Below are 7731 nucleotides of genomic sequence, written 5' to 3' on the forward strand. Positions count from 1 at the left end.
TCATCATACACCCTTTTACCCAAGACTTGATCAAAAGACCCAAAAGAGTTATTACTCCTTGCAACTTTATACTCTAGAAATGTACCATCGTGACTAAACTGCACCATTAAATCTGGGATAGCATTAAGTAACGCTCGATTTTTAGCTTCACTTTGGCGCAAAGCTTCAGCGCGCTGTTCCAAATTTTTAATCAGTTCTTGCAGCCGGTAAGTCATGCTATTGAAGGAATCTGCCAACTCCGCTAGCTCATCCTTGGTGTGAACAGTAATAGTCTGCTTCAAGTCCCCAGCTTCCAAACGCCTGGTTGCAGCAGTCATCTGTTGCAATGGTTCAGTGATTGACCGACTCAGCAGCAGTGCCAACAGGGTTCCGGCAGCGGCTGCGGTTATTGCCACCACTAGACCTTGATTGCGTACCGCAGCAATTTTATTATTCAGCGGAGCTGTAGAGAGTCCAACACTAATCGCTCCCACTGCCTGATTCCCGAGAATCACTGCTTTGCCAACAGTAAGTTGCTCAGCATCCCACTTAACATATATCTTATCAGGTTTTAGCCTTAGCAGCTCCTTGCCAACAGGGTCACTCTTGAGACTATACACCTGACCGTCTACCGAATCGGCTTTGGCTACGATCCGTCCATCTTTTTGGTAGATGAAACCCTCCTCCACTAACCCCTGATCCCCCAGCTCCTCCATGACCTCCTCCAAAGAATCAGCATCTTGATTGTGTAGCGCATCATCAGTCACTAAGATCAGAGTATTAAGCAATAGATTAGCCTGTTGCTTGAGTTCTTTACGAAAGGTTTGTTGCTCACGGTGCAGAGATAGCATGGTGACACTAGCCACTGCCACAATGACCAAGCTAGTCATGGTCATTGTCAGTTTAGTGGCTAATGGCCATTGTCTCCAGCTAAATCTGCCCATGCAATTTACCGATTCTCAACAATGTTGTATAATTGTTGCATCCTTTCCAACCCCTGTAGAGTTGGGAGTTCATCAAACTTAGCAGTCTTCTGGAACTTAGTCAGCACTTCTTTGCCCTTGGGGTCTTCATGCATGGTACTCAGGATACTCTTGAGCTGAGCCATTAACTCAGGATCCATATTGCCTGGAACCATCACGACTTGCCGAGGCACTTTTTCCGTCTCAGCCAATATAGTCATAGCTTCCCGGACATCATCAGGGACTTGCTTGAAAGTCTGGTTATCCACTGCACCAGCGTCTGCCTTTGAGCTAATCACCCATTGGATAGTATTTTCATCATCATCACTGAAAATATACCCCACCTCATTAGCTGCAACTACATCACTGCTTGATCCCTTTTCATTAGGCTTCAAACCTGCTTCAATGAGAGCAGCCATAGGTAACATATAGCCAGAGGTCGATTGTCTATCATCAAACGCGACCTTCTTACCCTTGAGGTCAGCTAGGGATTTAATCCCTCGGTCTTTCATAGTAAAGATAATCGTGTGGTAATCACCATCACCCCGTTTCCAGCGGCGCAAAATTGGTTGAGCACCAGACTCTTGATTAATCCTCATGGCTGGGTAGAGACTATCGAAGTATAGGTGTACCTCCCCTTCTTTGAGCCAGCTGATCATGGTCGGAAAATCGGAGGCAATTTTTACTTCGCCAGTGTTAATATCGAACTGACTCAACTTGTCAGCCAGGTAATTTGCCAGGGGCTGGAAGCGGCGGATCTTTTTAGCTGGATTTTTTGAAATATCACCTAAGACAATCACCTTAGTGTCTTCGGAAATTGTCGATGGCTCTAAGCTAGGGTTTGATTGTTCTGCTGGTTGAGTACAGCTCACTAAAGAAGTGAGCAGACCAACGAGCATAACTTTTCCTAACAGCTTGGTTAACATAGTGTCCTACTCTCAATTACAGTTAGAACCGATGTCTTCACAGGTAGATACTAGGCTTAGCCATGTCAGGATGGCTACCTTAGCCAACTTAGCAAAGTTTTCAGTGAATCTACTTAAGAATAGCGATTTCCTGCAGGACACTCTACCTCAACACAAAAGCCCATAGGTAAATTCACTGATTCGGTTATCCCCTTGAACTGTAGATGCCTTAGTAATTCCTTGGGTTAGGTGAAGATCAATACAAGAAAACTTAATGTCAGAACACCCTAGTGCAGTTGAGCTAGAGCGAGTTGCATGCTTTGAGGGAATGACACACTCGCCTGATGGACAAAGGGAAAAGGTATTCGTCTTACCCCAAGGCCTTTTGCTTGTCCTCGCAGGTTTTGCCTCCGAAAAATCATCTCTTTGAGAGTACCTTAGTTTCACCAGTTTCACCTCCCCATAGACACCCTGTGGTAAACACACCTTGCATAGCTCGAAGCTCCGGTTTCTTGAGAAGTCATAGATTACCTCCCGGTTATACAGTGACTCTTGAGGATCGGAGTAGATGCAAAGCGTGTGGTAGAACCTAGGAGCGTTTGTTTTATGGTATCACTTGATCTGTTCACATAACATGCTCTACTTACTAGCAATGTTTTGCACATCTTAATAGTTATGGGGTCTTAATGTACACCTTATAGTAGACTATATCAAATGACATTATTTTAAATAATTAATATTTTTTTGCTGATTAAAATTGGTGTATTAAGTGATTTTTTGTGCTTTTTTTGCTATAAATACTACTATTTAGTATAGTTTTTATTGAAAAAAATAACAAAATAAACTTGATAGCAAACAAGTTTATAAAAAATTAGTATTTCGTAAATCCAGGATTAATTTTAAAATCAATAATGCGACTTGGTAGTATAACTCGATCGACACTCTAAATTTGCCTGAAAAAGCTTAAGTACCCTAAAGACTATTTATAATGGGGGCGTTTCACACTCTGTTATAAATTACTAATAGTTAAGTGACTAATTTTTCAAAAAATATTTTTTTTAAAATAGCTAGTTTTTAAACTATCAAACTAGAGCAAAAAAACTAGTAATTATGATGACTAGTAAGAGTTATAACTAATTTTTTAGTTAAAAACTTAATCATATCTCCAAAACTATGCTATTATGTTTTCTTAATCATATTAGGCAAATTGCCGCCAAAGTGGCGTGAAACAAAGTTGGATTAGGTTTTAAATTAAAGTGATCCCATCAGGCTTTGGTGATTCCTTATTTAAAGATTGACTAAAGACTTTGTGAAGTTTCAGTAAAGATTTGGTGAAGTTTCAGTGAAGACTACTAGAACTACACGAAATTTCACTGATATAAAAAATTGCTCATATAAATTGCATCGTAAATTGCATCAGAGGCATTTAATTTACAGTATCTAAGTATTACCTCTACCTAGACGGAGCAAGGAACACCATGGTAAAAGATCAGAGTCCATCTATTTCTGATAGAAAAATGCCTAAAATCATACAAGCAACCATTAACTCAACATTGCTGTTGGGTATACTAACATCACCTGCCGCCGCCTTCTCCCTAAACATCAAACCGATTTCTACCTTTTCCACAGGAATCTTCGATGATGGGGCGGCGGAGATATCGACTTTCGATCCACTCAGCCAAAGGTTATTCGTTACCAATGGTAGTAGCAATCAAGTCGATGTCCTGGATTTTGTCGGAGGCAACCTCTCGTTATCCACCACCATCCCCCTGGAATCGTTTGGGGCAACACCAACCAGTATTGCCTCTAGCAATGGCTTACTAGCGGTTTCCGTAGCCAATGAAGTGGTAACTGATCCAGGAACAGTCGCTTTTTTTGACACCAACGGTAACTTCAAAACATCGGTCACAGTTGGTGCCTTGCCTGACGCGGTAACCTTTACCCCAGATGGCAGAAAGTTACTGGTTGCCAATGAAGGAGAGCCAGCCTTCTCAGAGACTTTAGGTCAGATCGTTAATCCAAAGGGGTCGGTTAGTATTATCGACGTTCTTAACCCGAAACATCCTACTGTGAGGACTGCAGACTTTAGTTCGTTCTCAAAACAGGAGCTGGAAAGTCAGGGAGTGCAGCTGTTTGTCGATGCATTTGAAGAAGTTGAGGCTTCATCCCAGGAGGAATTCGGCATTGAGGATTTATTCGAGTCCCCGATTACCCCTGATCGGGATATCGAACCGGAAAACATCACTGTCTCAGACGATGGTAAAACTGCCTGGGTAGCACTCCAGGAAAACAATGCCATTGGTGTTCTCAATCTAGAAACTAATGAGTTCACCAACGTTGTGGGTCTCGGTGTCAAAGATCACAGTGAGCCTAATAATGGTTTAGATACTAGCGATAGAGACGATGCTATCAATATCGAAAACAGGCCAGTGTTTGGGTTATTCCAGCCAGACCAACTTGATGTCTATACCGTTGACGGTGTAACTTATTTAGTCACTGCTAACGAAGGCGATTTCCTCCGCATTGAGGGTGACTTAGACGGTGAAGAAGAAACGTTTTTCCAGGAAGATGATCGGATAGATGACTTAGTGTTAGACCCAACTGCCTTCCCTGATGCGATCGCTCTACAAGAAGACGATGTCCTAGGACGTTTGCAAGTTTCAACGATTAATGGTGACCCTGATGGAGACGGTGACTTTGACGAACTGTTTGCCTTTGGAGCACGCTCCTTCTCAATTTGGAAGGTAACAGAGGATGGCTTAGAGCTAGTTTTTGATAGTGGCGATGGTTTTGAACAAATAACTGCTGACCTATTTCCGGATTTCTTCAATGCTGAAGCTGAGGAAAACAACTTTGATACGCGTAGCGACAATAGAGGTCCGGAACCCCAGGGCATAACCGTGGTTGACTTATTTGGTAGCACCTTTGCCTTCATCGGTTTTGAGCAAATTGGTGGCTTCATAGTCTATGACGTTACCGATCCTGAAAATGCATTCTTTGTGGATTACATCAACAACCGCGACTTCCTAGGGGATCCTGAGGCTGGTACAGCAGGGGATCTTGGTCCTGAAGGATTGCTTTTCATCTCAGCAGAGGATAGTCCCAACGACATACCGATGCTAGTTGTTAACAATGAGGTCAGTGGCACAACGACTGTCTATTCAATCGAACAAGTACCAGAACCAAGTTCTCTATTGGGTCTGTTAAACTTTATTGCTTTAGGGTCTATCGCTTGGAAGCGAAAGCTTTCAAAAACATGTAAAGACTCTAGCCTTTAAAGGCAAGGAAGACTGGGGGAATAATATCTCCTCCAGTTTAATCACTTGGTATGCAGGTAAATCGTTAATTGTTAATTGTTAATTGTTAATCGTTAATTGTCTATGTAATTATTTAGGTGTAGGGGTTGACAAACTATGTAACGTGTTAATTTGGAATAAAAAATCAGCATATTTGGATTGTTTAATACAGTTTGAGTCATGCCACTGTAAAAATGCACAAAATAGCTTCAAAAACAACCCCAAAACTTGAATAATTACATTGTCAATTTTAAATACACACCACAGCCTTTACTCTAATAAACTTAATCTAAATTTCATATACTTTTTATCTAAATTTAATCTAATCAATGTACCAAAACTGTTTTAATTTGGTATTAATTCATCTGCCCATTACTCCTTAAAATAATTTGTGATTGAGGGTACAAAATTAATGAATTGGGTTATGAATTGGATCAAGGCCAAGAAATCTGGGGATTAGCGGCCAACTCGCTAGCCACTGCTGCTGCGCCGTATTGATTCAGATGACTCGGATCAGCAAAATACTGATTTTGGTTTAGCCACTGGCTCCCCATATCGATAAAGATAAATCCTTCACCAGTTTGTTTAAGCATCCACTGCTGTAATTTCTGTTCACGACTCAGACGCACTGGATCTAAATAGTCTTTGGTAAGGGGTAAGTTAACCAGCACTAAAGGAATATTTTGTTTCCTCAAAAAGCTTTTAATAGAATTGACAGCAGTAGTCTGTTTACCAGCAAAACTGAAGGGCTGATAATCGGCATCATATCTCCCTGACACTCGTGGATGGCTCCGATAGTAAATTTTTGGGTTAAAGGTGCCATTCATAGGGAGAAAACCATTAGCATCGATGGCAAAAGTACTATAGCCAGTGTTGGCGGGAGTTGACTGTTTTGAAACCAGTTGCAGGTTGCAGGTTGCAGGGTCTAGGTTGCAGGGTCTAGGTTGCCGATTTGAAGTTAAGGTCGCTGTTGCCCAAAGTCTAGTTTCTGGTGCCCATTTTTGATAAATTTTAGTAGTAACACTGGAAATAGTAGACTCAGAAATAGGTTGGCAAGTATTGGCTGATTCCTTTTGACTTTTAGGAAGTGTGGGGCGATCGCCTGCCAGCAAACGTTTATATCCTTCAGAGGCGACGAGGGATTCATAGGTGCGGTCTACTCGTCCACTATTGAAGGCACGCACCCCATCAGCCCAGATCACTAACCGTGGCAATTGTTCTGGAGTCAGGAGCTGACGAAGTTGGAAGTCAACAAATTGAGCTGTGGCACCATTTACCCCAAAATTGAAAACCTTTAGCTCTCCTTTGCCTAAAATGCCTAAGGATTTTTGGAGTTGCTGAGGATCAAGCCCTTGCAATGCCCGGGAACTACCTACAATTAGAATGTCAGGTCTACCAACGGCAGCAATATAGGATAGATAAAGGCGCAACTGGTGATCAAATATGTCGTTATCAAAACTAGAGAAGGGCAAGGATGACGTGGTTGCTACTGCTTCTAGGTACGCTAACTCTAGGTTCTTGATATATTCAGCAATTTTTTTTTGAGCAAAAATCCGCTTAGGACTGTCTGCTGGGATAGCTTGCAAATCCTCAATGGCTTGAATCCACTCATTAATCACAAAATGCCAATCTTCTGTTGATCGAGCTAATTGTGCCATTGCAGTTGCTCTTCGTTCTTGTTTCATACCCTTGGTAATCGGATCAATAGCAGAGCAGGCTGGGGGAGAACCCTGATCGACTACTTGATTGCCAGGGGATACTGCTAGTGAGGGGAGTAGTGTGTTTGCTGCATGGTAGAGTGGCGTAGTCTTCCAAAAGCCAGCGGCAAGTAGAAGTGATGCTATGGTAGCGCTACTGTATAGTCTAAACCAGAATTTCGGCATAGTTTTGATGGGGTACCCTCAACTTACTTCAATCAGTTCAAACAGAACTATGTTGACACTCCACCTTCTTAGAAGGAAGAGCATTCTTAGTGAGAGCCAGTCCAATATTATCTAGTTTAACACAACTTTTATCCCAATATATTAACGGGGTTTGCTCAGCTCATTCTATCTATAATTATCTATTATTAGGATAATGGTGTTTAGTTAAACCGTTCTCCTTCAGGCAATTTATAGTAAGATATTTTTTAGGTTTCACCAGATACTTGAATTAAAACAGTTCTGTCTCTAGGTCCATCTAATTCAACGAATAAAACCGATTGGTAGGTGCCCAAAGCTAATTTGCCATCAATAATAGGAATATATTCGCTGTTGTTTAGCATCATTGCCATTAGGTGAGAGTGGGCATTGATCGGCTCATCAGGAGGTACAATCCTTAAATGCAGGTCATTATGAAGATATTTAGCATCTTTAGGGGCTAGCTTGTTTAGATGGACTTTGATATCTTCGAGTAATCGTTCTTCATATTCATTAATGGCTAACGCAGTAGTTGTATGTCTGGAAAAGACTAAAGCATGACCGTTTTTAACCCCAGTGACCTCTAGTAATTTGGTGATGTAATCGGTGATATTGTAGATAGCAATAGGTTCGTGGGTTTTAAGTTTGATTATTTCACTCTTGACCAGCATGACTGCACAACAATAAACTA

5 protein-coding genes are annotated in these 7731 nt (G+C 41.6%); 1 reads left to right on the forward strand and 4 read right to left on the reverse strand.

The window, feature by feature from the left end:
- Positions 1 to 875: HAMP domain-containing protein (locus tag F6K52_RS28335; protein WP_293086465.1), on the reverse strand; the 875-nt coding region annotated here is incomplete at its 3' end.
- Between the two features lie 53 nt (positions 876 to 928).
- On the reverse strand, positions 929 to 1867 hold the full coding sequence (locus F6K52_RS28340; RefSeq protein WP_293086470.1) for a phosphate/phosphite/phosphonate ABC transporter substrate-binding protein: 939 nt from the start codon (positions 1865 to 1867) through the stop codon (positions 929 to 931).
- Positions 1868 to 3363: 1496 nt separating this feature from the next.
- Between F6K52_RS28340 and F6K52_RS28345 the strand changes: the two genes are divergently transcribed.
- On the forward strand, positions 3364 to 5124 hold the full coding sequence (locus F6K52_RS28345; RefSeq protein WP_293086473.1) for a choice-of-anchor I family protein: 1761 nt from the start codon (positions 3364 to 3366) through the stop codon (positions 5122 to 5124).
- Positions 5125 to 5576: 452 nt separating this feature from the next.
- On the opposite strand, the gene F6K52_RS28350 is transcribed toward F6K52_RS28345, so the two are convergent.
- Positions 5577 to 7025, reverse strand: coding sequence for a hypothetical protein (locus F6K52_RS28350; RefSeq protein ID WP_293086478.1), 1449 nt, complete (start codon positions 7023 to 7025; stop codon positions 5577 to 5579).
- Positions 7026 to 7270: 245 nt separating this feature from the next.
- A partial coding sequence (locus F6K52_RS28355) for a secondary thiamine-phosphate synthase enzyme YjbQ (RefSeq protein ID WP_364420130.1) occupies positions 7271 to 7731 on the reverse strand: 461 nt, incomplete at its 5' end.

This window comes from Moorena sp. SIO3H5 (assembly GCF_010692395.1).
Taxonomy (GTDB): Bacteria; Cyanobacteriota; Cyanobacteriia; order Cyanobacteriales; family Coleofasciculaceae; genus Moorena.